The sequence below is a fragment of the Wolbachia endosymbiont (group B) of Longitarsus flavicornis genome (assembly GCF_964028135.1).
In the GTDB taxonomy this organism is placed as follows: domain Bacteria; phylum Pseudomonadota; class Alphaproteobacteria; order Rickettsiales; family Anaplasmataceae; genus Wolbachia.
On sequence record NZ_OZ034758.1, the window covers coordinates 1 to 24,588 of the forward strand.

Below are 24,588 nucleotides of genomic sequence, written 5' to 3' on the forward strand. Positions count from 1 at the left end.
TGAAAAGAAGTAAGGCAAAAATAGCAAGAATCATCAGCCAGAACGAGTCAAATGAAAAAGTTCCTATTTGGTTAATGCGTCAGGCTGGTAGGTCTCTTCCTGAGTATCGGAAGGCAGTGGAAAACATGAATAATTTCATGGAGATATGTTATAGCACAAATTTGGTAACAGAGTTAACGTTACAACCAATAACAAGGTTCGACATGGATGCAGCGATAATTTTTTCTGATATTTTGATAATAGCTGACATTTTAGGTTGTAATGTAAATTTTACTCGAGGTGTGGGTCCAATAATAAGACCTATAAAAAGTGCTAAAGAATTGAAGAGTCTACAAGGAATTGAATCTAACACATTACCAATCCTAAATGCTATAAAAGAAGTAAGAAGCCAGTTGCCAGAAGAAAAATCGCTTATAGGCTTTGCTGGAGGGCCGTGGACGGTAGGTTCATACATCATAGAGGGCGGTGGTAGTAAAACTTTTTCCAAGGTGCTAAATTTTTGTCCATTGGCACTAGAGGAAATAATAAAAAAAATAACGGAAGCGACAATTATTTATCTGATCAAACAGATAGAGTTTGGAGCAGATGTTATTCAGTTATTTGACAGCAATGCTGGTGTATTGAAGGGAAAACTATTTGAAAGATACATCATCAAGCCAACAAAGGAAATTGTTTCGGCAATAAAGAGTAGATTTCCCAATTTTCCAATAATAGGTTTTCCGCGCTCTGCTGAAAATCTTTATACAGATTACTGCGAACAAACAGGCGTATCTGCAGTAAGTATAGATTATAATGTTCCAATAGAATGGGCGAAAGAAAATCTAAAAATACCTCTGCAAGGTAACCTTAATCCTAGTCTTTTGGCCTACAATAAGGCAGAAGCAATTGAAGAAGCAAAGCGCATAATAGATTGTTTTAGAGGTTTACCTTTCATATTTAATCTTGGACATGGAGTGCTTCCTGATACTCCGGTTGAAAATATTGCTGAATTAGTGGACCTAGTAAGAAACTACTAAAACTCTTGTATGAAAAGCCTTTATGAGGGTGGAATGAAAACCTTACTTGACAAACCTCATTCTCTTCCTTACTATAACGATAAGAGTATTCATCCTTGTTTTTGAGCTCAACGACAAAATTCAGTAAAAAAACTCAGATATATATTGGCAAATTACAAAAAATTATAGCGGCTGCGTGTCTTTTTTATTTTTTCTACATTCAGCCAAATTGCGCTTGTTTTAAGCGTTAGCACATTATTACAATGCCAATTTACATTATTAAAACTCGCTATACAGGGGTTTATTTGCCTTTTTAAATTTATTAAGCTTTTTAATATCTATAGTTAATATATTTAAGAATACAAAAATACCAACCTTTATGTAAAATAATAAAATTTCTAGCTTTTTTGTTGTGTAGAGTTTATCATTTTTATTTAACTTTAGTGAGATTATGTCAGACCTTGCAAAGAGGATGTCTCTGATAAAACCGTCGCCTACAATTGCTGTGACCGATAAGGCAAACAGATTAAAAAGAGAAGGAAAGAAAATTTGCGTTTTAGCTGCGGGAGAGCCGGATTTTGACACTCCAGATCATATAAAAAAGGCAGCTATTCAATCGATAAATGAAGGCAAAACTAAATATACTGCTGTTGATGGAACTCATGAGCTTAAAGAGGCGATAATCAATAAGTTAAAAAGGGATAACAATCTAGAATATACACTGAACCAAATTTGTGTCGGCGCAGGCGCTAAGCAGGTGTTATTCAACTTATTTATGGCAACAATTGACCCTGGAGATGAGGCTATAATACCAGCTCCTTATTGGGTTTCGTATGTTGATATGGTAAATCTTTTTGGCGGACTGCCAGTTATTGTAGAGTGCAAACAAAACTTTAAGCTTACACCGGAGTTACTGGAAAGCAATATAACTAAGAAAACTAAGTGGTTAATTCTTAATTCACCAAACAATCCAGCAGGAATTGTCTATACATATGATGAATTGAAAAGCATAGCGCAAATATTGCTTAAACATCCACATGTGAATGTTGTTACAGATGATATTTATGAGCACATAGTATACGACGAAAAGTTTTTTACCATTGCTCAGGTTGAGCCAAAACTTTATGATAGAGTTTTTGTGGTCAATGGGGTATCAAAAGCCTATGCAATGACTGGCTGGAGAATAGGCTATATTGCAGGCAGGAGTGATATAGTAAAAGCTATTTCTACACTGCAGTCTCAAAGTACTTCTAACCCAAATTCAATAGCACAAGCAGCAGCAGTTGAAGCGTTAAACGGTGATCATAGTTTTTTGAAAGAAAGAACAAAAATCTTTAAGGATCGTAGAGATTTTGTAGTAAAAAAGCTAAATTCTGCTTCAGGATTGTCAGCATCTATTCCACAAGGTGCATTCTATTTGTTTGTCGCATGTGAAGGTTTATTGGGTAAGAGCACGAAAAGTGGTAAAGTAATAAATAGTGATCTTGATTTTGCTGAATATTTGTTGGAAGACCATTTAGTTGCTGTTGTTCCAGGAATTGCGTTTGGTCTGAAAAATTTTATCAGAATTTCTTATGCAACCTCTCAGGAACAATTAGAAATTGGATGTAATAGTATTATTAAAGCATGTGAAATGCTAAGTTAACTTTTTAATATTCTTATGTATAATATTTCAGTAAGATAGAGTTGATTTATGGCGTGGGTATATTTGCTATTAGCTGGTTTGGTTGAAATAATATGGACCACAGCACTGAAATATAGCAATGGCTTTACTCGTGTTATACCTGTAGTAATTATTTTAGTTAGCGGTTCTGTAAGTCTTTACTGGCTATCGTTAGCAATGAAGTCTATTCCCCTTGGTACATCTTATGCAGTTTGGACTGGTATAGGTTCTATAGGTGCAGCGATAATAGGAATAATGTTTTTTAATGACCCAGTAAATTTGGGGCGTTTATTTTCCCTTGCTTTGGTAGTGCTGGGTATCATAGGATTAAAAGTATTTTCCTAATTAGGAAAAGTTAAGTACGTCTATTTTACCACCTCAGGACTTTCTACTAAAGTTGCTTTGGATTTTTCAGTTCTCGAAGAGGGCATTCCTATTGATTTAGAAAGTACCTTTCTAATGTTCAATATTTCATTTTTCTCATTTTGTTGAGTTAAGTTAATGTCGTTTATTTTATTCACTAAATCTTTTCCTTCCTTTAAAATTTTTAAATCGCTTTCGTTGATATGATGTTCATTTTTAAATTCTGCAACGATTTCTTTCTTCTTTGGATGAGTATTCAGAAATTCTAATATCTGGTGTTTAGCAACAGCTTGAATAAATTTCTTATCGTGAAATATTGAATTGTTATGTAATTCTTCTAGGCTTTTATCATATTGTTTTGCTTCGTTTACAGTAAGTTTTATTATTTCTTCTGCACTACTTAAAAGTTCCCTGTATAACTTGTCGTATCTATTGCCTGTGTGTGCGGCAAATGTTTGTTCAATGTATTTTGTTATGTAGTTTCGTAGCGTATTGTCTATTGTATCTATGTTCATTCACTCACCTTGCTTTTATGTTATATTTTACACGCGAAAAGGTTAATATTAAGTTAACTTAGACGTCTCTAAAGCCAAGTTTTACTAAAAATTATATTATTTAAAATATAATTGTTATCACGAAATAAAAGCGTAAGTAAAATGAACTTTGTAACAAAACTAAAACTTATAATAAAAAAAATAAAGCTTAAGATGAACAAGGGTAAAATTATAAAAATCCTTATCATCTGTGGTATAATTTTTTTCATATACCTTATCCATGAACCAGTTATAGATATGCTAAAAGGTCTCTTTTAGAAAGATACTCGGATTAGAGTAGCTATCTACAAAAGTGTTGCTCCTTGCTGATAAAATACATATAATCCTGTTTTTTAGGTAATATTAGCATTGAAGAGAAACTTTTTCATATGGTTGCTAGCATCACTATTTTATGCATACCAGTATATATTACGTGTAATTCCAAATATAATCGCGCCTGAATTAATAACGAAATTTAACATAAGTATTACAGATGTTGGTCAATTTGGTGGGCTATATTATATAGGCTATACGCTTGCTCACATACCTGTTGGTCTTGCCCTTGATAGATTTGGGCCAAAGTTTGTTTTGCCTGCATGTATTGTCTTAACGTTTGCTGGGACATTACCACTAATATGCTTTGATGAGTGGTATTACTCAATACTTGGTAGAATGATTGTTGGAGTTGGGTCATCTGCTTCGGCAATTGGGCTCTTTAAAGTTGCAAGTATGTATTTCTCACAAGAAAAATCAGCAAGGATGGCTAGTTTATCTATAATAATAGGGTTACTTGGAGCTATTTATGGTGGATTACCTCTAGACTTCTTGCTCAATAAATTTGGTTGGAATTATGTTATATACACTTTCTCAGCATTTGGTTGTTTACTTGCTCTGCTATTGCTTTTAATAACGCCAAAAAGTAACATAGAGGAGAGTAGAAATGACAACATACTTCAAGATTTAAAGACTGTACTTTTCAATAAACATATCATTCTAATCAGCTTTTTTGGTGGCTTAATGGTTGGACCAATAGAAGGTTTTGCTGATGGTTGGGCGAAAGCGTTCTTATGTGAAGCATATCAAATGACGGGAGATTTGGCATCTTCACTTTCCTCTCTCATGTTCATAGGCATGGGGGCTGGATCATTCTTTCTCGCTTATTTACTGGAGAAGTATCCAGACAAACATTACGAGGTGATTATTGCGTGTTCTTTTGCAATGATCGCTAGCTTTCTTTTGCTTTTTACACAAATTGGCGGTTTATATATTGCATTACCTACACTTCTTGTTATCGGCTTTGCATCTGGGTATCAGGTAATTACTATTTACAAGGCAATAAGTTATGTAAACAATAACTTGGTAGGCTTAGCCACAGCCATATCAAACATGATAGTTATGGTTTTTGGCTATTTTTTTCATACTGGAATTGCAAAAATAATAGACTTATGTTGGAATGGAACGGTAATACAAGGAAATCCTGTGTATGGTACTGAGTTACTAGTAAAAGCAATATCAATTATTCCTGTATGTTTGCTTTTGGCTGTTTTTGGATTTATGTGGCTAAGGAAAAGGTCTTATGACAATTGCTTCAGAAAGGATTTGTAACTCTGAAAATAATTTAAAGTCTTTTGATAATGAAGTTTATCTCTCTATAGAGAAGGAACTGCAGCGTCAAAGATCGCAGTTGCAATTGATTGCATCGGAGAATTTTGCAAGTAAAGCAGTGATGGAAGCACAGGGTTCTTTTCTGACTAATAAATATGCAGAAGGTTATCCTGGTAAAAGATATTACTGTGGCTGTGAGTATGTAGATGAAGTTGAAAATCTGGCTATAGAAAGGCTTTGTAAGCTATTTGGTGTTAAATTTGCAAATGTTCAACCTCATTCTGGTTCTCAGGCAAATCAAGCGGTGTTTGCTTCACTACTTACTCCGGGTGATACAATACTTGGATTGTCACTGAATTGTGGTGGACATTTAACTCATGGTGCAGCACCAAACCTTTCTGGTAAGTGGTTTAAGTCGATCCAGTATACAGTTAATAGAGACACTTACCTGCTTGATATGGATGAGGTGGAAAGGCTAGCGCTGGAGCATAAACCGAAGCTAATCATTGCTGGTGCTTCTGCTTATCCAAGAGAAATAGATTTCGAGCGCTTTCGCAAAATTGCGAATAAAGTTGGTGCATATCTGCTTGCAGATATTGCTCACTATTCAGGGCTTATTGCTGCAGGTTGTTACCCATCACCTGCCAAATATGCGCATATTATAACTTCTACAACTCACAAGACTCTACGTGGTCCTCGTGGTGGAGTGGTAATGACAAATGATGAAGCGTTACATAAAAAAATTCAGTCTGCAGTTTTTCCAGGATTGCAAGGTGGGCCACTTATGCATGTGATAGCTGCAAAAGCTGTTGCATTTAAGGAAGCATTAACGCCAGAGTTTAAAACTTATAGTAAAAAAGTTGTAGAAAATGCAAAAGTGTTAGCTCAAGCGCTGCAAGAACATGGACTTGACATTATAACCGGTGGCACTGACTCTCATATTGTGCTAGTTGATTTAAGATCACAGAAGTTGACGGGAAAAGACGTTGTAAATAGCCTTGAGAGAGCTGGCATTACCTGCAATAAAAACTCTGTGCCATTTGACACGGAAAAGCCAACCATTACTTCAGGGCTACGTTTTGGTACCGCTGCTGAGACAACACGCGGACTTGAGAAAAAAGATTTTAAAGAGATAGCTGATCTAATAAATGAAATAATTCAGGGATTAACTGATGGAAATAGCCTTGATATTGAAAGAGCAGTAAAAACTAAAGTTGAAAGGATTTGTAGTAATTTTCCTATTTATTAATTTATTTGGCATTCAAATTTCCTTCCTTTACTTTAGATTAAACTATTGTATAGTGATTTTATAGCTCTTTAATTTTATGATAAATGTACCTAGCATAGAGAGTTGTGATTTTCACAATAAAAATGTTCTACTCAGGGTCGACTTCAATGTTCCTATAAAAAATGAAAGAATTTGTGATACCACTCGTATTTTGAGAGCTCTACCTACCATTCAATATTTAGCAAATGCAGGTGCAAAAGTTATTATTATCTCACATTTTGGGCGTCCAAAAGCAAAAGACAGTAACCTATCGCTAAAAAACGTAGTCGAAACTTTATCGCAGCTGCTGAGTAAAGAAGTGAAATTTATTGATGATTGTATTGGTGAGAGAGTACAAAGAGCAATAAATGCGATAGATAGAGGAGATATAATATTACTAGAGAATCTTAGATTCTATAAAGAAGAAGAACAGAATGACTCAAGTTTTGCTAAACAATTAGCATCTCTAGCAGATATATATGTCAATGATGCGTTTTCTTGCTCTCACAGAGCTCATGCTTCTATTTCACGCATCACAGAATTTTTACCTTCCTACGCGGGATTCTGCTTGCAAGATGAGCTAAAGTATCTTGAGCAAGCCATATCGTTTAACGCTAAACCTATTACTGCGATAGTTGGTGGAGCTAAAATATCCACTAAAATAAAAATGCTTATAAAACTAGCAGAAAAGGTTGATTACCTTATTCTGGGTGGCGCAATTGCTAATAATTTTTTGTTATTTAATAAAGTTAATATAGGTAAGTCTTTTTTTCAAAATGCTGTTGATGATCTTCTGCACGATATTGTTGAGACAGCAAATAAAAACAACTGCAAAATAGTTGTGCCAGAAGACGTTTTGGTTGCAGTAAATTCTGATTATAGCACTAGTATTTTAAGAAAAACCGAATCCGTTTTGGATGATGATATAATTTTAGATATCGGACCTCAAACTTTAAGCACAATAAGCGGTATAATAGCAAGCAGTAAAACTCTGCTGTGGAACGGACCTATTGGTGTTTTTGAACATTCAGCTTTTGCAAATGGTACAGTAGAGGTGATGAGAGTAGTAAGTGATTTGACACACGAAGGAAAATTAACCAGTGTAATAGGGGGAGGAGATAGCCTATCTGCAGTAAATGCTGCAGGTCTTGCCGATAAAGATTTTACATATATTTCAACTGGTGGGGGAGCGTTTTTAAGTTGGCTAAGTGGTGATGAGATGCCAGGACTGCGATCAACATTAGATTAAAACTTTTTTAAGTTGTTGCTTATACCCTAGCTTCTTTATGAATATGATTATGTCGAAAATAGCTAAGTTAATCTTGTGCTTAATAATACCAGTAATAGGATTTGTTTTTTACATTAAGGAGCATTATCTCAATGATGCAAATTCACAAATTGGCTTTGAGCCGTTTTTCAAAACAGATTCTTCAGATCCAGATTATATTCCACCACTTCCAGAGCTGACTGATTTTGATAGAGGAGTATTAAGGGTTTGTGGAGATTGGGGAGTACACCCTGATGAAGAAGATTTTAGAATTTTGCTCGATTGTCCGCAGCATCAAGAAGTGGTGAAAAGGATATACGATAAGCTCGATCATCAAGTGGCTACACCAAATGCAGGCTTGGGGTTATTTAAAGATGAATTGACTAAGATTTGGTTTACAAATAGCGGAGTTGAGAAAGAAACTATAGGATTTGGACATATTTTTTGTGGTGAACCAGATAGATTGGGACTTGGTGGTATGCATTTTGTAGGTAGATATGTTGAGGCTCAAGAAAATAAGTGGGCGGGTGCAATTTGGGGTAATAAATCTCTGTGCAATAAATTAGATATTAAGCCACCTGTTTACACGTTTGGAATGAAATACTTAGGTAAGGGTGGAGAAGTAAAAGTTAAGTGCCCAAATGGGTATGCACATAACCTTCATGCTGATGATAGTGCGCCGTAGAAACACGGAAAGTGTTGAAGCTGTGCAGTAGATGAGGGAGGGCCCCTCGGAGCCGGTTTGCAAGAGCAGGCTTCAAACAGCCATAAGCTGCTTTGGTAAAGAGCTAAGGTAGTGAGCGTTATGGAAAAGGCACAATTATGTGTCATGTATGAAATAGAGAGACGAACGCAAGTGAACCACTGATGAAGTGTCGAAAGCGTAGAGACGACGTCAAAACCAGGGGGTAGTCGTTAACCTGGGATGAATCTACTGGGAGCTTGTTTACTGGGTAGGTGGCGTCCGGCATAAAAGTGGCGTGAATCTATTTTAGGCTATTGCATGGAACTACGGGAACCTGTCGTTTCGATGAAAAGGGAGAAGTCCAAAGAGCTGATCTCTGAGGATGAGAGTACCGATGCGAAAAACAGGGGCGGATTAGCTCGTAGTAGCGAAGAAGTTTCTGTAATGGAAATGGAGTGAAGGGGCTAAGTTATTTAGTTTTAATTATTTATCAACCGAAAGGGAGGAGTTAATGAATAAAACAAAGTCTTTTGATATACCGAAGCAACTTATTTGGAGAGCTTATAAACAAGTATCGAAAAATAAAGGTGCAGCAGGTGTAGATGAGGTCTCGATAACAAAGTTTGAAGAAAATCTAAAGGATAATCTATACAAATTATGGAATCGGATGTCATCCGGAAGTTATTTTCCAGAGCCGGTAAAAGCTGTTGCGATACCAAAAGATACAGGAGGGCAAAGAATTTTATGTGTGCCTTCAGTATTCGACAGAATAGCGCAAACAGCAGCTACAATGTATCTTGAGCCGTTAGTAGAACCGAAATTTCACGAAGATTCATATGGTTATAGACCAAATAAGTCTGCGCTGGATGCGGTATACACAGCACGGAAGAGATGTTGGAAAAATGATTGGACGGTAGATCTTGATATATCTGGATTTTTCGACAATCTGGACCACGATTTAGCACTGCAGGCTATCAAGAAACACACAGACTGCAAATGGGTCATACTGTATGTTGAGAGGTGGATGAAAGCCCCCATTCAGCAAGCAGATGGCAGTAGGGTAACAAGGGATAAAGGAGTTCCGCAAGGAGGTTCAATAAGCCCAATCATTTCAAGCATATTTATGCACCATGCGTTTGATATGTGGATGAAACAAAATTATCCAACAGTACCATTTGAAAGATATGTAGATGATGCGATAGTGCACTGCAGAACTAAAAGACAGGCAGGATTTATGAAAGTAATGATTGAAGAAAGATTGGCTAAGTGTAAATTGAAGTTACATCCTGAAAAGACACAGATTGTGTACAGTAAGGATGATGATAGAAAAGAACAATTTCCTAAACAAAGCTTTGATTTTCTAGGTTATACTTTTAGACCTAGAGTAGCAAAGAATAAGATGAGGAATTATTTCATCTCATTTCTACCTGCAATTAGTAACAAAGCCAAGAAGAAGATCAAGAAAACCATAAAGTCATGGAGAATACATCGGATTACATGGACCACACTAGAGGAAATATCGAAGAAAATAGATCCAATAGTCAGAGGCTGGTTTCAGTACTATGGCAGGTTTTATAAATCAGAGATGTATCCATCTCTCAGAAATATAGAGAGATACCTCATAAGATGGGTCAGGACAAAATATAAGAAACTTCGTGATCACGGAAGACTAGCAAAGCAATTTCTAGGAAAAGTGAGAAAGAGGTCTCCAAGTATTTTCTATCATTGGACACTTGGGTTAGGATCAAAAGGCTAAATAATGGGAGCTGTATAAGTCGAGAGGTTTCCGTGCAGTTCTGCGAGAGACTGGTGGGGAAGCTCCGCCGGTCTACTCTCCTTTTAGTTTCTGCAACTAAGGCGTTTAAGGAATTGGGAAAAGATGGAATGTGTCTGTATAAAATGGAAGATGCCAATTATCAATCAGTGTTTGTGAGAAAGAATGACGCTATACTTACGTTCTATCCTGACTTAACACCAAAATGTAATGATAAAAGTACTAATTGTAGCTGTAGCAAGCCTTGATTAGCTGAAAAAAAGTAAACATTTTATGTGTATTATGTTAATTTAGTTATATTGTGGGCAATTTGTAAAGCTGCATGAGACTTATAGTAAAAAAATGTTTGTCTGTTTTATTTCTGTTGCTGCTTGTAGCGCCTCTTGTATATGGACAGCAATCTTGCTTAATTGATATCGAGAACGATTTTCAAGATTTGAAAACATCATTAAAGAATCCAATATTTTTAGATCCTGCACCAAGTTCAAATTATGATGATAGAGAAAGCAAAAAAGTGTTGATGGTGGTAGTGCATCATACCGAATCTCCAACATTAAAAAGCACAAAATGCGCATTAAATTCTTCAGGTATATCAGTACAGCTTATTGTTGATAGGGATGGTAGCATTACTCTGATGGTTCCACTCGAAAAACGAGCATGGCATGCTGGTATAAGTTATGCGAAAGTTCAAGTAGATAATGTGGTTGAAGAGCTACGAAAACTGAATGATTATTCTATGGGTATAGAGATTGTAAACACAGGGCTTGAGCCTTTTCCAGAAGAGCAAATGAAATCTGTCAAAGATCTGATTTTGTACCTCATGAAGCGCTTTAAGATTAGAAAAGATATGATATTTAGTCACGCTGAAATAGGTACTATAGTATATAACTCAGCCATTGAAGGCTACGCAATGCGTAAACCTGGTATCCGTTCAGAGGTGTGGCTTAAGAGACAATAGATAGAAGGTTTTGAAATGGATTTAACTTTTTTTGCCTCCAAGTGAGATACAACGAAATTATCCGCTCAAGGAATCTATTCCCTCGCTCTGACTGTGCAAAATATGAATTCTTACGATAGACAACATAATGCCGTATTTGTCGCTCAACATGATTATTCGTTAATGGAATATTCTCTGGATCATCCAAAAATGTCCACATCATTGGCTCGGATTTTATAATACCCTTTACCGTTCGTGAAGCTCCTTTTGCTTCAAGTATATAAGATATTTTTATCATGCAGTACTGCATAAATCTTCGTAACTCTTTAGCTTGCTTAGTGAACTTTGAAATACTAATTTCATTTTCTGACAAAGCGTTTTTTAATGTAAATAATCCATTAGCTGCATCTTTTAAACAATGGCCAAGTCTCATTACTTCACTATTCCAGCTATGAGATAACCTCTCGAAATTTCTCAATAAGTGAGCCCAACAAATTTGTCGTTTTTCATCACTGAAGTGGTTGTAAACTCCATATCTGTCGGTAATTACCCGATTTTTGTAATCACAAAATGCACTATTCTTTAAAAACTTCATTCCTCTTGTATCTGCTAACTTCATAAGACTTGCTTTATTGTTGGCAAACATCCAGCACCATTCCAATTTACCTTTGTTATAGTGACTGGTTTCATCAATATGCAAAATTTCGCTTGCTTTCATTTCTTCCTCTATTTGTTCATAGGCTTCTTTACATTTTGACGAGACCCTTGCTTCGCTATTGGACACACTACCAACACTTATACTCATGTTAAAGATGTCTTTCATGATATTCGCTATTTCTCGCTTTGAATTCTTATAAAACCCACTTAGTGATGCAACTACTGACTTAACTCTAGGACCAAAGGTATCAGGTGTAACTCCTTCTGGTAATTTGCTACTCCTTCTTTTTCCGCATTTACGACAGCGCCCATGTTCTAGTTGGTATTCCACTACGTAAGGCTTAATTTTTGGGAGATCAACATTCTGGTGAATATAGGGTTTGTTGCATACTGCAATTTCTCCACCACATTCACAAGTATCATGTAATCTTACTCTAATTACTTCATCTGCTTCCATTTTTATCCGATAATTTCCTTTATGACCAACTTGACCCCCTATCTTCCTGCCACCCTCTGACTTATCTTCTGGTGTGTCTTTTTTTATTTTGTACAGCTCTTTTGAACTTGGTAAAGATGAATTCCTTGAGTTCAAGCCAAGTCTCTCTCTTAGTTCAGCATTCTCTATTTCTAAGATTTTATTTTTTTCTTCAAGCTTTGCTACTTTTTGCTCTAAGTTTTTACATAACTCTACAATACTGATCAACAATTGAAGCATCTAGCCTTACCTTACTATCAACATTTTCTGTTATTATTACTTTGATATGTTATGTCAATTCTTTTTTATCCTTACCATACCTCTGAACGGATACTAAACCTGACCCACATAAGTTGTTTGATTGGGAGTTATTGGAGAGAAATGGCATTGGACTGCATATAGGTGATAGAATCAGTTCTCAAGACGCAAGACAAAAAGTAGAAGAGGTTTTATATAAGGTAGGCGATAAGAGTGAAAGTATTTTGAAATTAAAAAAAAGGTTGAACAATTTTTTTTATAAAATACTGCCTTGGAATGATAAAGAAGGTAACGCTGACAATAATGCTGATTACTCAAATGAGTTTGATGAGAATTTTGCGTGGGTTATTAATCAGTTTTCAATGCATCATTTGCCGAAAGAGATTAGAAAAGACTTGCCTCTAAAATTAGAACAGGAAGATATTTTGCCTGAATTTTTAAGTGAATATGGCAATTATATTTTCAACAGATTCACATCTTTTAATAATAAAATTGAATCAAGTTTACAACCACCATTTTTGAATGAAGAGGATTACAAGCGTTTATTATCTTCTCTTGCAGAATATGAAAATAATATTTCTTCTAGTGCATTTGCTACGCTCATGTACAAGATTAAGCTATATTACGACTCTTATCTAAGGTATAATATAAGATCCTCGCTTTATATTCCATTTAAGCTTAATTTATTTGAGAAGCTAGATGTTTTAAAGAATGAAATATTGTCTTTTAAGTCTATAAGACATGAAAAGGCTATAGAAGTTTCGAATTTAATTAATGAGTTTAGGTCGAAAATTTTACCTGATTTCCAAAATTTTGAAAAACAATGGTTCCAAGAATTTAAGGACACTTGGAAACAAAAGTTTATACCGAATATGGAAAAGCAAATGTCTTGGACTGCGCTGCATGAAACTGTGTTGGAATATTTAGAAGAGGCAAAGAAAGAAGTCTAACAAGTATTAAGATGGCCAGATGAATGGGCAGAGAAAAATAAAGGCACATGCATCTGGAAGGATACAAAAATTTCTAAATGAGGATTAATATAGTATTGGGATGACAGAGTTTAAAAAATAAGTTACTTTTTTTATTTTTGGTAAAAAGTAGTCTATGGGTATTAAAATTGCACCTTCTATACTTTCAGCAGACTTTGCAAAATTAGGAGAGGAAGTAAAAAGAATTAGCGACTTGAATGTAGATTATATACACATAGACGTTATGGATGGAAATTTTGTTCCAAATATTACAATAGGTCCGAATGTTATCTCTGCGATACGTAAATATAGCAATCTTCCTTTTGATGTACACTTAATGATTAAATCTCCTGGTAACCATATTGAAAGTTTTATAAATGCTGGTGCTGATATTATCACTATACATGCAGAAGCAGAGATACATCTTGAGAGGCTAGTAAGAAAGATAAAATCATACAAAGACATAAATCATACAAAAAAAACAATACAAGTTGGAGTTTCAATTGTTCCTTCAACTTCTCCAAGCGTGCTTGAATATATAATACATGAGCTAGATATTGTACTAATTATGACAGTCAATCCTGGATTTGGAGGACAGGAGTTTATTCATTCGCAGTTGAGTAAGATATCTACCGTGAGGAAAATGATACAGGACCGTAATCTTAAAACACAAGTTTCAGTAGATGGTGGAGTTAACTTTTCTAACGCAGCTGATATAATAAAAGCAGGTGCAAATATATTAGTTGCTGGATCAGCAATATTTAAAGCTGAAGACATGAAAAAGGCTATAAACGATCTTAAAAATCTTTCGTTATAACCCTACAGATAACACAAACCATTTTTGTTATCTTGTCAGTTTTAAAAATTCCTATTATCTCAGTGCTTCGACACTGAGATAATAGAAAGTAAGTTCAACCTCAATAGAAACCTGATGATGAGTCATTATTACCAAATTTTGGTCTGTTTCTATTACTAAAACCAGAACGAGGACGAGTAGGTCTATTACTATGATAATTATCTCCAGGTTTTTTATTAAACGAGTTGTTATAATAATTATCCCTATTATTTAAACCATCTCTCCTTTCTTCATTGTAAAGCTTACCTTCAAAAAATTCACCTGTTTCTTGATCAACACGACGTCTTGATAATTTTGGACATCCACCTTTTTCAAAGTCAATTATCAAAGCTTTGAAGGTATCACCCTGTTTAAGTATATCCTCAATGGACTCTACATGTTGATTAGCTACCTCGCTTATATGCATTTTTCCTTTTCTTCCATTAAGAAGTTCTAGCTCTACAATAGACTTCTCTATCTTTACAACTTTAGCATCAATTATAGAACCTTGTTCTAGCTCTGTTATTGAATCAATCATCATATTCTTTGCAGCTTCAGCTTCAGTACTACTAATGGCAAAAACAGAAACTTTACCGTCATCCCCTATTTCAATTTTTGCATTACTTCTTTCACATACACTGCGTATATTTTTTCCTTTAGCACCAATAGCTGCAGAAATTTTATCTTTATCTATATAAAACGATAACACTCTTGGTACATGATCTTTTATATCCTTACGATGTTCTGAAATTACTGCATTCATTTTTTCTAAGATATGTAATCTTCCGACTTTTGCTTGTTCTAAAGATTTTTCAACAATTTCAAAGCTTATACCAGGAATTTTCATATCCATCTGCAGTGCTGTAATCCCTTCGCTAGTTCCTGCTACTTTGAAGTCCATATCACCAAGATAGTCTTCATCGCCCAGTATATCAGAAAGTATTATATGCTCATTTTTGTCTTTGATGAGACCCATAGCAATTCCTGCAACGGGAGCCTTTATTGGCACACCTGTATCCATTAATGCAATGGAAGTTCCACAAACTGTTGCCATAGAAGAAGAACCATCAGATTCCATAATCTCAGATACTACCCTTATTGTATAAGGAAATTCAGATTTATCAGGTAAAACAGGATGAATTGCTTTCCAAGCAAGTTTACCATGACCAATTTCTCTCCTTCCTGGTGCGCGTATAGCAGAAGCCTCTCCAACAGCAAATGGAGGAAAATTATAATGCAACATAAAATGTTCACGTCTATCCCCTTCAATGTCATCCACAATTTGCTCGTCTTGTGTAGTACCAAGAGCAGTAACAACTAGTGCCTGAGTGGTACCCCTTGTAAATAGCGCAGAACCGTGAGTCTTGGGTAGAATGTCAGCCTCAATTTCTATCTGGCGTATTTCATCATACTTACGGCTGTCTATCCTCACACTTTTCCTTCTAATCATTTCACGCACTAAAGATCTTTCAAAGCTTTTTACTGCATAAGTAATTAACTTTTCGTCTTTTCCAGCCTCTTTAAGAGTATTCAATATATTATTCCTGACTACTTCTAGAGCTTGAACTCGCTCTTGTTTTACTGTTTTTGAATATGCTTCTTCAAAGTCTTTTCGATATTTTTCAAGTTCTTGAGTTATATCTGATATATCAATAGGAGCAAAGCTTTCAGGTTTATTGCCTACTGTATCAGCAAATTCTTTTATAAGCTTAATAACAGGTTGAAGATGTTCATGGCCGAATTTTATTGCACTCAAAACATTTTCTTCAGAGAGCTCTTTGACTTCCGATTCGACCATTAAGATCGAATTTTCATCACCAGACAAAAACAGATCCAAGTTGCTTGCTTTCATCTCTTGAACGGAAGGATTGAGTATATAATTGTTATTTTCATCACAACCGACCATGACTCCAGCTATAGTAAAGTGGAAAGGAACACCAGAAATTGCAAGAGCTGCGACGGTACCTATCAATGCTAGTACTTCAGGAGAATTGACCGTATCGTAAGTTAACAGATTACATACTACACTAATTTCATCATGAAAACCTTCAGGAAATAACGGCCTTATACTTCTGTCTATTACTCTTGAAATTAAAGTTTCTCTATCAGATGGTTTTCCTTCTCTTTTAAAAAAACCACCAGGAATCTTACCCATGGCATAACTTTTTGCAATAAACTGCACATTTAAAGGGAGAAAATCAACACTTTCTTCCTTCTTTTTTCGTACAACAGTGACTAAGATAGAAGTATCTCCATAATTTACAACTACTGAACCATCAGCTTGACGTGCTATTTTCCCAGTTTCTAAAGATAAGGTACGCCCCTCCCAATCTATAGATTTTTTTATAATTTCAAACATACAAAATTCCTCGATTATTTTCTAATGCCTAACTTCTCTATTAACTCTTGATAGGCTTCATTACCAAATTTACGTTTTATATAATTTAAGTGCTTGCGCCTTCTACCTATCAATATAAGTAAACCGCGCTTAGAATTATGGTCATGCTTATGCGCTTTAAAATGCTCAGTTAAATTACTGATTCTCTCGGTTAAAATTGCACACTGTACAAAAGATGAACCTGTATCATCTTCTTTAATTGCATATGTACTAATCAAACTTTTTTTCTTTTGGGATGTTATTGACATCTAAACCTCATTTCAAAATATTAAAAACACGAATAGGCTTCACATAACCATGAGTAAAACTGCAAATTGCAATAGGTACATTACCCACTATCGTACAAAAAATATCATAATTCTTTAAATTACGCAAGTTATTTAATATAATTTCTTGACCTTTTCTGATTTTCTCCGCTTCCTCTAAGGAAATTTCAACTTTGAACATCGATTTTAAAGCCGATTCAATGGGGATGATGAAACTTTTTGTATTACCTCCTGTCACTACATCATCTTCTGCCATCCCACCTCCCTCTGTTATCCCATCCTCCGATGTCATCCCAGTGCTTGACACTGGGATCAAGCCTATTTCATCACGAACATTGTTTTTGACATATGCTCCTAGAATCTTTTGTCCATTACATGATTTGTAAGTATTTGTATCCAGTGTCAAGCACTGGGGAGAGTAAGTTGTTGTGTTTTTTTTAGTAAGTTGCTCAATTGTCACTGATTCATTTTCCTTAAAATCACCTACCATCGTTCTTCTTAATTGTGTAATATGTCCAAAACAATTTAATTCAATTCCAAGATCTCTTGAAATTGATCTTACATATACGCCGCCACCACACGTCATAGAAAAATCAGCACTATTATTTATAGTGTCCAAGAATATCAGCTTCAGTTCATGTATTTTGACTTGCCGGGGCTTTATATTTACCTTTTGCCCACTTCTTGCTAATTTATATGCTCTTGCTCCCTTGATTTTCACTGCTGAAAATTGAGGAGGAGTTTGTGTTATCTCACCAATAAAATCCTTAATCACACAATTTATTTGGTTATATTCGGGTTTTATATCGCTAGTTCTAATGATATCACCACCCAAATCATCCGTAGTTGTTTGTTTTCCCCATTTGATTGTGAAATTGTATGCCTTTAAGTCACAAGATAAATACGGTATAGTTTTTGTTGCTTCACCAAGAGCGATTGGTAATACACCTGAAGCCAAAGGATCAAGTGTTCCCAAATGTCCGGCTTTTTTTATTCCAAAAATCCTTTTAATTTGAGTTACAGCTTGTGCAGAACTCATTCCTGTTGGTTTATCAAGATTCAGCCAGCCATTTACCATGTATCAATCTTACATAATTAGTAACAATTTAGAAAGTAGATAAAATATTAAGTTGTTAATACAAATGCTTGACTAGTGTGCATTCTCAATATATAATTAACTTTTTATAAACCTTAATTAGGAGGAAGTGATTATGACTGCAAATATACGGAAACTAAAAAACACAGTACATATAACAAAAATGAGTATTGAAAGTACAGTTGCAACTGCATCTTTAGCAGCAGCAATAACAACAGTATTGATTGCTACTAAAGTAATTGCCGGCCTGCGTCTTTAGCGCTTATTGCTAGCCCTGCTGGAATTGCAGTTCTATTTATTGCCGCTGTATATTTTGCCGCAGCAGCTTATGCTTCATATCAGCAAATGAATGCGATTGGTGAAAAAGGACCTCAAGGTACAATTGATGAAGAAGTACTTAAAACTATTTTGCAAAAGACTGAAGTTATGAAAATATTTGAAGATAAGTTTCAAGAAAAAAGAACACAATAGGTTATATAGGAGGTAGATTTTCTACCTCTTTTTTTCTCCTTTCATCTGGATGTGTAAAAGTTACAATAGCCTATCCCACATTTCAACTACATCCTCATCAAAGTCTATTACTTCTGTTTTTTTGAATCGGTAACAGTTGTTTATGGATTGAATCCCTAGATCTCCTATAAAAGGAGTGGCATCATTACCTAAAATTTTACCATTGCGGCAGATTATCAGCCTATCGATTAAATCGTGCTTCAATAACTCTGTAATTAACACTCCTCCACCTTCAACTAATAACCTTGTTATACCAATTTCTGAAACAAGTTTTGATGCCATGTCTTTGAGGCAGACTTTATCGATAATGTCAGGCTCTGATGTCATTCCAGCGCGTGACCAGTTTTCATTATGCAATTGCTTGAAGTTTTCTGGTCTTGGCACTGGGATGACAGGAGAAGGCATTGGAATGACAGGAGAGTGTGTTGGGGTAACATCTGGAATAACAGGAGGTTTGTGATTTGAATTGACTATCAAATAATTAATGTTTTTTATTTTTCTCTCTATTTCTCTGTTTGTAATCACCCAAGTTGTTATTTTGTCTGCAGTCTTTGCAATATTATGCTCTTCCTGCAATTTTGCTTGGCTATCGATAATTAGCCTTATTGGCGACCTTTCTTCGAGTCCTGGTAATCTGCAAGTTAAGAGTGGATCGTCATTGATAAGGGTACTACTGCCAATCATAATTGCATCATATTTTGCTCTGAGCTCATGTACCCAATTTCTTGTATCTTCGCTTGTTATCCATTTGCTATTACCTGTAAATGTTGCGATTTTTCCGTCAAGAGTTGTTGCGATTTTGCAAGCTATGAATGGTCTATGGAGTTTCTTGGTGGTAAAAAAGCCAACATTCAGTTTCTCTGCTTCTTCTTGCATAATACCTTGCTCAACTTCAATTCCTGCATCTGCTAAAGCTTTTATGCCTCCACCTGAAACTCTGCTATCAGGGTCGATAGTTGCAATCACTACCCTTTTTATTCCAGCTCTTATGATTTCCGTAGTGCAAGGTTCTGTAACTCCAAAGTGGCAACATGGTTCGAGAGTGACGTACATAGTTGCACCATGAGTTAAGTCTTTAGCATTTTGTAAAGCAACTACTTCTGCATGTGGACGTCCACCGATTCCTGTGTAGCCTTCACCAATTACCATGCCGTCTTTTACAATGACACATCCAACAGTGGGATTTGGTGCAACACTTCCAAGACTTTTTCCTGCAAGTTTTAATGCGATCGACATGAAATAATCATCGGTCATTAGAAAGAAGTCATTTCGTATGAGGTATCAAAAATTCTTCTGTGCTCGTGTATGGCAAATCTATCTGTCATACCTGAGATATAATCACATATTATTACTGAACGCTGAGATTCACAAGCAAGTTTGTTCCACTCTATAGGTAATAACCCTGGGTTTTCATAAAAGCATTGAAAAAGCTCCTGTACTATACGTTTTGCTTTGTTCATTGTTCTGGTCAGTTTATAACTTCTGTATATTTTTTCCATGTTGAACTTTTTCATCTCTTTTGTGGCATTTGCAACTTCTGGTGAAAATGTGACTAGCATATTATTTAAGCTCCTTACATCTTCTACGCTTTTTATTTTGTAGTCTTTAATATTTCTTTCAGTCTGAAAAACGACATCATTTATCATAATTCCTATAGTTCTACTCAGTGATTCATGTATGAGTTTGCTTTGAGCCAATTCTGAATATTCGCTTTTTACTTCTTTGAACATTTTGCCAATTAAGGGAACATCGAGCAAATCTTCGGTTATTACTAAATTTGCCCTGAGTGCATCATCAAGATCATGAACACTATAAGCAATGTCATCAGCAATCGAAGCAACTTGTGCTTCAAGACTTGAAAATTCTTCAAGCTTTAGATCATATTTTTCATTGTATTCTAATAGTAGCTGATTATTTGTGTGGGATACCGTATTTTGACCGAGTAAAGGACCGTTATGCTTTGCAACGCCTTCAATCACTTCCCAACTTAGATTCATACCATTAAAGTCAGCATGTTTTTGTTCAAGATAAGTTAAAATCCTTATAGCTTGAACGTTATGATCAAACTTATACTTCTCGTTATCAATTTGAACTAGAGCATTCTCACCTGTGTGACCAAATGGAGGATGACCAAGATCATGTGCGAGCGCTATGCATTCAGTGATATCCTCATTTAAGCCAAGTCTACGAGCAATGGACCTTGCAATTTGTGCAACTTCAAGGCTATGAGTAAGCCGAGTGCGATAGTAGTCGTGCTCATAATTGATAAAAACTTGTGTTTTATATCCTAATTTCCTAAACGCATTAGAGTGAATAATGCGGTCCCTATCACGCTGAAAGCAGCTGCGATTTTCATCTTCTGGCTCTTTAAAATTTCTTCCTTTTGTTTTATTTGGAAAGCACGCGTAACTTAATAGAAAATTATTGTTTGACATGTAAAATTTCTACTATAATAGGTTATCAATAATGAACGGTGGTTGTTATGTCAACAGATTACAATATTAGCTTAACTGACAATGCATTAAGGAAAATCCACTCCCTTGTAGAACAGGAAGGAGATGAGAGTTCTATTTTGCGGGTTGCAGTTTCAGGTGGTGGATGCTCTGGCTTCAAGTATAATTTTCTTATGGATCAAATAAATAAGAAGATGTCTTTGGATGACGATTTTGACGATGATGAAGATAGCGAGGATTATAGAAGCCACTCCAGTTTTAGTGAAAAAGGTAAAGATATAGTAATTAATGATGAGAATGGAAACCCTGTATTAATGGTTGATAATTGTTCAGCGAAATTTTTAAATAACTCAACTATAGATTATACTGAAGATCTAAGTGGTTCTGGTTTTCAAATCAAGAATGCTCTCGCTAAGTCTCGATGTGGGTGTGGTAACAGTTTCTCGGTCTAATTCTCCCTCCTGGATCTTTTTATAATATGGGTGGTGGTGTAACACTAGAGCTAGCTTCTGTAAGTAAGAGCTTCAAAAAAAGTCCTGCCATTGTAAAAGATATCAACCTGAAGATTACAAGAGGGCAAGTAGTTGCATTGATTGGTAGTTCAGGATCAGGAAAAACAACTATATTGCAAATTGCAGGTCTATTGGATGAGCCAACTTTAGGTATAGTGACGATAGATGGAGTAAATTGTACGCAAGCCAGCAATAAATATAAAACTCATGTAAGAAGAAATTTTCTTAGCTTTGTTTATCAATTTCACTATTTATTACAAGAGTTATCAGTGTTGGAAAACGTTATGCTTCCTCAGCTTATTGCAAGAAGAAGCAAAGCTGAAGCAAAAAAAAAATCGCAAGCAATATTAGAAAAATTTGGTCTGGAAAATAAAGCAAGTAGTATGGTATCTGAAATTTCTGGTGGAGAAAGGCAGAGGGTTGCAATTGCAAGAAGCATTGTAAACTCTCCAAAGCTTTTACTTGCAGATGAGCCAACGGGAAATTTAGACCCAACAAATTCTTTGAATGTATTTTTGCTGTTACATTCATATGTAAAGGAAAATAACAGCTCTATGCTTATAGTAACACACAACTATATCCTTGCAGAAAAAGCAGATCACATTTTTCAGTTAAAAAACCGATCATTAGTAAAGCTGTAAATGGAAGAAACAGTACAATACAAAGCTACCTATAACTTGTACTTATTTAACCAATGGTCATTAACAGAGTGTAATTCGCATGAAATGCTTTCATTATTTTTTATACACGGACTCTTTAACTTACGCTGTTTACTTAGAAAGCATCCTGACAGCATAAACATTGCTAAAACGAGAAATAATAATTGCCTAAACATAACAAGACTTTTTTTATTTATATTAATACGTTCATTTCTCTCATTTGTAAAGTTAGGCATATTCTTTTACCCTTATCTCTTTTTTAACTTTTTTGGAGGAAGTAACTGCACTGTTTAAGCGTAGTTTTATATAATTATCTATAATTTGAGCTACTTCCTCTTCTTTATCCCTTAAAAAGTGGTTAGTATCGTCTACTATATGGTATTCCATATGGTTATTTTTTACCGAATTTATTAACCTTTGTGCTAATTCTGTTACATCGCTTTCTTCTGAAATTGTATCATTATTACTTTGTATTATAAGTCCAGGAACTGGGCAAGGAGAGAGAAAAGAGAAATCGTACTTAGTTGCTGGAAGAGAAAGGGCAACAAAACTTACTATCTCTGGACGGCGCATTGTCAACTGCATAGCTACCCATGCTCCAAAAGAAAAACCGACTATCCAAATTGGAACGTTGTTAGAGTTATGCTCCTGAAGCCAATCAATAGCTACTGCAGCATCAGTTAATTCTCCTATACCCTTATCAAAAGTTCCGGTAGATTTTCCGACACCACGAAAATTAATTGTCAATGCAGAAAAGTTATTATCGATAAAAGATTCATATATAGTATGTATAATCTTACTATCCATACTACCACCATATTGAGGGTGATGATGTAAAATTAGCACAACTGGTGCATTGGTATCTTTGCTTTGATGGTATCTACCTTCTATCTTTTTTGTTGAATTATTTAAAAAGACTTCTACCATGATAACTCCTAATAAAAACCTGTTTTGACAGGTATTGATAATGTAAATTGTTTATTAATTATGTATTAATTTCCCTGTTTTTGCAATAAATTTTTATCGTGTTAAAGTTAACATACATAATTGGTTGATGGTAAGTGACAAATAAGCCTGTGAGTTTATTCTCCCTGGAAGACAGTAGTTACGTGTATGCTGATTATAATGCAACTGCTCCAGTGAGTAAAAATGTAAAAAAAAGTATACTTGAGATTTTGTCAAAACAAACACTAAATCCATCATCTCTGCATAAAAGAGGACAAGAAGCTAGGAAGATTCTTAAAGAGGTAAGAGATAACGTACGTGATGCTCTTAGCATTCCAGATGATAAAGAAATAGTTTTTACGTCTGGTGCAACTGAAGCAAACAACCTCGTCATGAGAGGAATGAAAGGCTATCTGCATGTAATTTCAGCTACAGAGCATCCTTCAATTCTTAATTCTGCATGTAATCCACATATAATACCCGTTAATCAAGAGGGTATTGTTGACTTTTTAGAGCTAGAGAAAATTCTAAGCGAACTTGAAGGGAATAAAGTAATAATTTCAGTGATGATGGCTAATAACGAAACTGGAGTTATCCAGCCTGTTAAGGAAATAGCTAAAATGGCACATAAATTCGGGGCAATCTGTCACACTGACGCTGCTCAAAGTGTTGGGAAAATCAAAGTAAATATGGAAGATTTAGGAGTGGATTTACTTACTTTATCTGCTCACAAATTTGGTGGTATAGCAGGTAGTGGAGTTTTAATATTTGACAAAAAGCTTGTAATAGAACCTACTATAATAGGTGGTGGGCAAGAAAAAGGATTGCGTGGTGGTACAGAAAACATTATTGCAATAGTAGGTCTTTCTGCTGCATTGCAAAACATTCCAGATCTTCTATCAAAGATGGATGAAGTAGAGAAGCTACGTGATCAATTGGAGTATGGGTTATTAAGTCTTGTCAGTGATATCAAGATCTTTGGCAGAAATTCTAAAAGATTGCCAAATACAAGTTTCATTTATATGCCGAGAGTGAAGAATGATCTGCAGCTCATGTGCTTTGACTTAAATAATATTGCAGTCAGCAATGGTTCTGCATGTTCTTCTGGAAAAGTTGGGCCTTCTCATGTTTTGCTTGCAATGGGAGCAACAAAAGAGCAAGCAGAATGTTCAATTAGAATCAGTATAGGTCCGGAGGTTAAACCGCGAGACATAGAAAAAATAGTGGATTGTTGGTATAGTATCTATAAGAAGAATGCTTTAGTAAATGCAAAAACTACTTTCACCATTCCCCTTAAATCATGATAGAGGGAATGGTGAAAGTAATTTCTATTGCCAGAGGTTGTTATAATAGTTAAATGCTGCTGAAAACCGATTTGCTTATAGTTATGGAAGAAATTCTCTAATTGCATACCACACCATTCAATTGTAGTATGTCATTTTATACTTGATAAAAACGCTGTATTGT

26 protein-coding genes are annotated in these 24,588 nt (G+C 35.3%); 18 read left to right on the forward strand and 8 right to left on the reverse strand.

Annotated elements, in window-relative coordinates; all coding sequences use genetic code 11:
- Nucleotides 1–20 precede the first annotated feature (20 nt).
- The 3 genes from hemE to ABWU45_RS00015 all read left to right on the forward strand — a co-directional run bounded on the left by hemE (nt 21) and on the right by ABWU45_RS00015 (nt 3,003).
- Nucleotides 21–1,016 (forward strand): uroporphyrinogen decarboxylase, encoded by a 996-nt coding sequence (gene hemE, locus ABWU45_RS00005; RefSeq protein ID WP_410541956.1) that lies wholly within the window; start codon nt 21–23, stop codon nt 1,014–1,016.
- A gap of 430 nt (nt 1,017–1,446) precedes the next feature.
- Complete coding sequence (locus tag ABWU45_RS00010; protein WP_353278527.1) at nt 1,447–2,640, forward strand: pyridoxal phosphate-dependent aminotransferase; 1,194 nt, start codon at nt 1,447–1,449, stop codon at nt 2,638–2,640.
- Between the two features lie 48 nt (nt 2,641–2,688).
- The gene (locus tag ABWU45_RS00015) at nt 2,689–3,003 is read left to right on the forward strand and encodes a DMT family transporter (protein WP_353278528.1); all 315 of its coding nucleotides are present in this window, start codon (nt 2,689–2,691) and stop codon (nt 3,001–3,003) included.
- Nucleotides 3,004–3,023: 20 nt separating this feature from the next.
- Here the strand turns inward: ABWU45_RS00015 and ABWU45_RS00020 are convergent, their stop codons facing one another.
- Nucleotides 3,024–3,536 carry a hypothetical protein gene (locus ABWU45_RS00020; protein WP_264682827.1) on the reverse strand — a complete coding sequence of 171 codons (513 nt, stop codon included), beginning with the start codon at nt 3,534–3,536 and terminating at the stop codon, nt 3,024–3,026.
- A 387-nt stretch (nt 3,537–3,923) separates the two neighbouring features.
- Between ABWU45_RS00020 and ABWU45_RS00025 the strand changes: the two genes are divergently transcribed.
- The 8 genes from ABWU45_RS00025 (at nt 3,924) to ABWU45_RS00060 (ending at nt 11,110) form a co-directional block, all read left to right on the forward strand.
- The gene (locus ABWU45_RS00025; protein WP_264682829.1) at nt 3,924–5,159 is read left to right on the forward strand and encodes an MFS transporter; all 1,236 of its coding nucleotides are present in this window, start codon (nt 3,924–3,926) and stop codon (nt 5,157–5,159) included.
- Nucleotides 5,131–6,408, forward strand: coding sequence for a serine hydroxymethyltransferase (gene glyA, locus ABWU45_RS00030; protein WP_353278530.1), 1,278 nt, complete (start codon nt 5,131–5,133; stop codon nt 6,406–6,408). The genes ABWU45_RS00025 and glyA overlap by 29 nt, the downstream gene beginning before the upstream one ends.
- Nucleotides 6,409–6,487: 79 nt before the next feature.
- A complete protein-coding gene (locus tag ABWU45_RS00035; protein WP_353279105.1) occupies nt 6,488–7,675 on the forward strand; it encodes a phosphoglycerate kinase in 1,188 nt (395 codons plus the stop codon).
- Nucleotides 7,676–7,724: 49 nt separating this feature from the next.
- Nucleotides 7,725–8,378 (forward strand): EndoU domain-containing protein, encoded by a 654-nt coding sequence (locus ABWU45_RS00040; RefSeq protein WP_353278531.1) that lies wholly within the window; start codon nt 7,725–7,727, stop codon nt 8,376–8,378.
- 318 nt (nt 8,379–8,696) lie between these two features.
- Nucleotides 8,697–8,837 carry a hypothetical protein gene (locus tag ABWU45_RS00045; protein WP_019078704.1) on the forward strand — a complete coding sequence of 47 codons (141 nt, stop codon included), beginning with the start codon at nt 8,697–8,699 and terminating at the stop codon, nt 8,835–8,837.
- A gap of 52 nt (nt 8,838–8,889) precedes the next feature.
- Complete coding sequence (gene ltrA / locus ABWU45_RS00050) at nt 8,890–10,134, forward strand: group II intron reverse transcriptase/maturase (protein WP_007302363.1); 1,245 nt, start codon at nt 8,890–8,892, stop codon at nt 10,132–10,134.
- Nucleotides 10,135–10,187: 53 nt separating this feature from the next.
- Nucleotides 10,188–10,400 (forward strand): hypothetical protein, encoded by a 213-nt coding sequence (locus ABWU45_RS00055; RefSeq protein ID WP_353278532.1) that lies wholly within the window; start codon nt 10,188–10,190, stop codon nt 10,398–10,400.
- 74 nt (nt 10,401–10,474) lie between these two features.
- A complete protein-coding gene (locus ABWU45_RS00060; RefSeq protein WP_353278533.1) occupies nt 10,475–11,110 on the forward strand; it encodes an N-acetylmuramoyl-L-alanine amidase in 636 nt (211 codons plus the stop codon).
- Here ABWU45_RS00060 and tnpC read toward each other — a convergent pair.
- Nucleotides 11,097–12,449 carry an IS66 family transposase gene (tnpC, locus tag ABWU45_RS00065; protein ID WP_353279066.1) on the reverse strand — a complete coding sequence of 451 codons (1,353 nt, stop codon included), beginning with the start codon at nt 12,447–12,449 and terminating at the stop codon, nt 11,097–11,099. The genes ABWU45_RS00060 and tnpC overlap by 14 nt on opposite strands.
- 143 nt (nt 12,450–12,592) lie before the next feature.
- Between tnpC and ABWU45_RS00070 the strand changes: the two genes are divergently transcribed.
- Nucleotides 12,593–13,429 carry a hypothetical protein gene (locus tag ABWU45_RS00070; protein ID WP_353278534.1) on the forward strand — a complete coding sequence of 279 codons (837 nt, stop codon included), beginning with the start codon at nt 12,593–12,595 and terminating at the stop codon, nt 13,427–13,429.
- A gap of 154 nt (nt 13,430–13,583) precedes the next feature.
- Nucleotides 13,584–14,264, forward strand: coding sequence for a ribulose-phosphate 3-epimerase (rpe, locus tag ABWU45_RS00075; protein WP_265014960.1), 681 nt, complete (start codon nt 13,584–13,586; stop codon nt 14,262–14,264).
- Between the two features lie 100 nt (nt 14,265–14,364).
- Here the strand turns inward: rpe and pnp are convergent, their stop codons facing one another.
- Genes pnp through truB form a run of 3 tightly spaced genes read right to left on the reverse strand, consistent with a single transcriptional unit; the run spans nt 14,365 to nt 18,024 of the window.
- Nucleotides 14,365–16,641 (reverse strand): polyribonucleotide nucleotidyltransferase, encoded by a 2,277-nt coding sequence (gene pnp / locus ABWU45_RS00080; protein ID WP_353278535.1) that lies wholly within the window; start codon nt 16,639–16,641, stop codon nt 14,365–14,367.
- A gap of 14 nt (nt 16,642–16,655) precedes the next feature.
- A complete protein-coding gene (gene rpsO / locus ABWU45_RS00085; RefSeq protein WP_007302237.1) occupies nt 16,656–16,928 on the reverse strand; it encodes a 30S ribosomal protein S15 in 273 nt (90 codons plus the stop codon).
- 7 nt (nt 16,929–16,935) lie between these two features.
- A complete protein-coding gene (truB, locus tag ABWU45_RS00090) occupies nt 16,936–18,024 on the reverse strand; it encodes a tRNA pseudouridine(55) synthase TruB (RefSeq protein ID WP_353278537.1) in 1,089 nt (362 codons plus the stop codon).
- 133 nt (nt 18,025–18,157) lie between these two features.
- Here truB and ABWU45_RS00095 point away from each other — a divergent pair, with 133 nt between their 5' ends.
- Both ABWU45_RS00095 and ABWU45_RS00100 read left to right on the forward strand, forming a co-directional pair.
- A complete protein-coding gene (locus ABWU45_RS00095) occupies nt 18,158–18,301 on the forward strand; it encodes a hypothetical protein (protein WP_353278539.1) in 144 nt (47 codons plus the stop codon).
- 86 nt (nt 18,302–18,387) lie between these two features.
- Nucleotides 18,388–18,513: a hypothetical protein gene (locus ABWU45_RS00100; RefSeq protein ID WP_353278541.1), complete on the forward strand. Its 126-nt coding sequence runs from the start codon at nt 18,388–18,390 to the stop codon at nt 18,511–18,513.
- 60 nt (nt 18,514–18,573) lie between these two features.
- Here ABWU45_RS00100 and ribD read toward each other — a convergent pair whose 3' ends face one another.
- Nucleotides 18,574–19,806, reverse strand: coding sequence for a bifunctional diaminohydroxyphosphoribosylaminopyrimidine deaminase/5-amino-6-(5-phosphoribosylamino)uracil reductase RibD (ribD, locus tag ABWU45_RS00105; RefSeq protein WP_353278543.1), 1,233 nt, complete (start codon nt 19,804–19,806; stop codon nt 18,574–18,576).
- Nucleotides 19,806–20,987, reverse strand: coding sequence for a deoxyguanosinetriphosphate triphosphohydrolase (locus ABWU45_RS00110; RefSeq protein WP_353278545.1), 1,182 nt, complete (start codon nt 20,985–20,987; stop codon nt 19,806–19,808). Before ABWU45_RS00110 ends, ribD begins: the two co-directional genes overlap by 1 nt.
- A 47-nt stretch (nt 20,988–21,034) precedes the next feature.
- On the opposite strand from ABWU45_RS00110, the gene ABWU45_RS00115 reads away from it, so the two are divergent.
- A complete protein-coding gene (locus tag ABWU45_RS00115; protein ID WP_264336433.1) occupies nt 21,035–21,457 on the forward strand; it encodes a HesB/IscA family protein in 423 nt (140 codons plus the stop codon).
- 26 nt (nt 21,458–21,483) lie between these two features.
- Entirely contained in the window at nt 21,484–22,158 is a 675-nt protein-coding gene (locus ABWU45_RS00120; RefSeq protein WP_353278547.1) for an ABC transporter ATP-binding protein, read from the forward strand.
- A 246-nt stretch (nt 22,159–22,404) separates the two neighbouring features.
- On the opposite strand, the gene ABWU45_RS00125 is transcribed toward ABWU45_RS00120, so the two are convergent.
- Nucleotides 22,405–23,103 carry an alpha/beta hydrolase gene (locus ABWU45_RS00125; protein ID WP_010407025.1) on the reverse strand — a complete coding sequence of 233 codons (699 nt, stop codon included), beginning with the start codon at nt 23,101–23,103 and terminating at the stop codon, nt 22,405–22,407.
- Between the two features lie 134 nt (nt 23,104–23,237).
- Between ABWU45_RS00125 and ABWU45_RS00130 the strand changes: the two genes are divergently transcribed.
- Nucleotides 23,238–24,425 carry a cysteine desulfurase family protein gene (locus ABWU45_RS00130; protein WP_353278548.1) on the forward strand — a complete coding sequence of 396 codons (1,188 nt, stop codon included), beginning with the start codon at nt 23,238–23,240 and terminating at the stop codon, nt 24,423–24,425.
- Nucleotides 24,426–24,588: the final 163 nt, after the last annotated feature.

What these genes read in the sequence shown, in the direction of transcription:
- ABWU45_RS00010 (WP_353278527.1), top strand. Translation starts at nt 1,447, where the DNA reads ATGTCAGACCTTGCAAAGAGGATGTCTCTGATAAAACCGTCGCCTACA.
- ABWU45_RS00015 (WP_353278528.1), top strand. Translation starts at nt 2,689, where the DNA reads ATGGCGTGGGTATATTTGCTATTAGCTGGTTTGGTTGAAATAATATGG.
- ABWU45_RS00020 (WP_264682827.1), bottom strand. Translation starts at nt 3,536, where the DNA reads ATGAACATAGATACAATAGACAATACGCTACGAAACTACATAACAAAA.
- glyA (WP_353278530.1), top strand. Translation starts at nt 5,131, where the DNA reads ATGACAATTGCTTCAGAAAGGATTTGTAACTCTGAAAATAATTTAAAG.
- ABWU45_RS00040 (WP_353278531.1), top strand. Translation starts at nt 7,725, where the DNA reads ATGTCGAAAATAGCTAAGTTAATCTTGTGCTTAATAATACCAGTAATA.
- ABWU45_RS00045 (WP_019078704.1), top strand. Translation starts at nt 8,697, where the DNA reads ATGGAACTACGGGAACCTGTCGTTTCGATGAAAAGGGAGAAGTCCAAA.
- ltrA (WP_007302363.1), top strand. Translation starts at nt 8,890, where the DNA reads ATGAATAAAACAAAGTCTTTTGATATACCGAAGCAACTTATTTGGAGA.
- ABWU45_RS00060 (WP_353278533.1), top strand. Translation starts at nt 10,475, where the DNA reads ATGAGACTTATAGTAAAAAAATGTTTGTCTGTTTTATTTCTGTTGCTG.
- rpe (WP_265014960.1), top strand. Translation starts at nt 13,584, where the DNA reads ATGGGTATTAAAATTGCACCTTCTATACTTTCAGCAGACTTTGCAAAA.
- pnp (WP_353278535.1), bottom strand. Translation starts at nt 16,641, where the DNA reads ATGTTTGAAATTATAAAAAAATCTATAGATTGGGAGGGGCGTACCTTA.
- rpsO (WP_007302237.1), bottom strand. Translation starts at nt 16,928, where the DNA reads ATGTCAATAACATCCCAAAAGAAAAAAAGTTTGATTAGTACATATGCA.
- truB (WP_353278537.1), bottom strand. Translation starts at nt 18,024, where the DNA reads ATGGTAAATGGCTGGCTGAATCTTGATAAACCAACAGGAATGAGTTCT.
- ABWU45_RS00095 (WP_353278539.1), top strand. Translation starts at nt 18,158, where the DNA reads ATGACTGCAAATATACGGAAACTAAAAAACACAGTACATATAACAAAA.
- ABWU45_RS00100 (WP_353278541.1), top strand. Translation starts at nt 18,388, where the DNA reads ATGAATGCGATTGGTGAAAAAGGACCTCAAGGTACAATTGATGAAGAA.
- ribD (WP_353278543.1), bottom strand. Translation starts at nt 19,806, where the DNA reads ATGACCGATGATTATTTCATGTCGATCGCATTAAAACTTGCAGGAAAA.
- ABWU45_RS00110 (WP_353278545.1), bottom strand. Translation starts at nt 20,987, where the DNA reads ATGTCAAACAATAATTTTCTATTAAGTTACGCGTGCTTTCCAAATAAA.
- ABWU45_RS00115 (WP_264336433.1), top strand. Translation starts at nt 21,035, where the DNA reads ATGTCAACAGATTACAATATTAGCTTAACTGACAATGCATTAAGGAAA.
- ABWU45_RS00120 (WP_353278547.1), top strand. Translation starts at nt 21,484, where the DNA reads ATGGGTGGTGGTGTAACACTAGAGCTAGCTTCTGTAAGTAAGAGCTTC.
- ABWU45_RS00125 (WP_010407025.1), bottom strand. Translation starts at nt 23,103, where the DNA reads ATGGTAGAAGTCTTTTTAAATAATTCAACAAAAAAGATAGAAGGTAGA.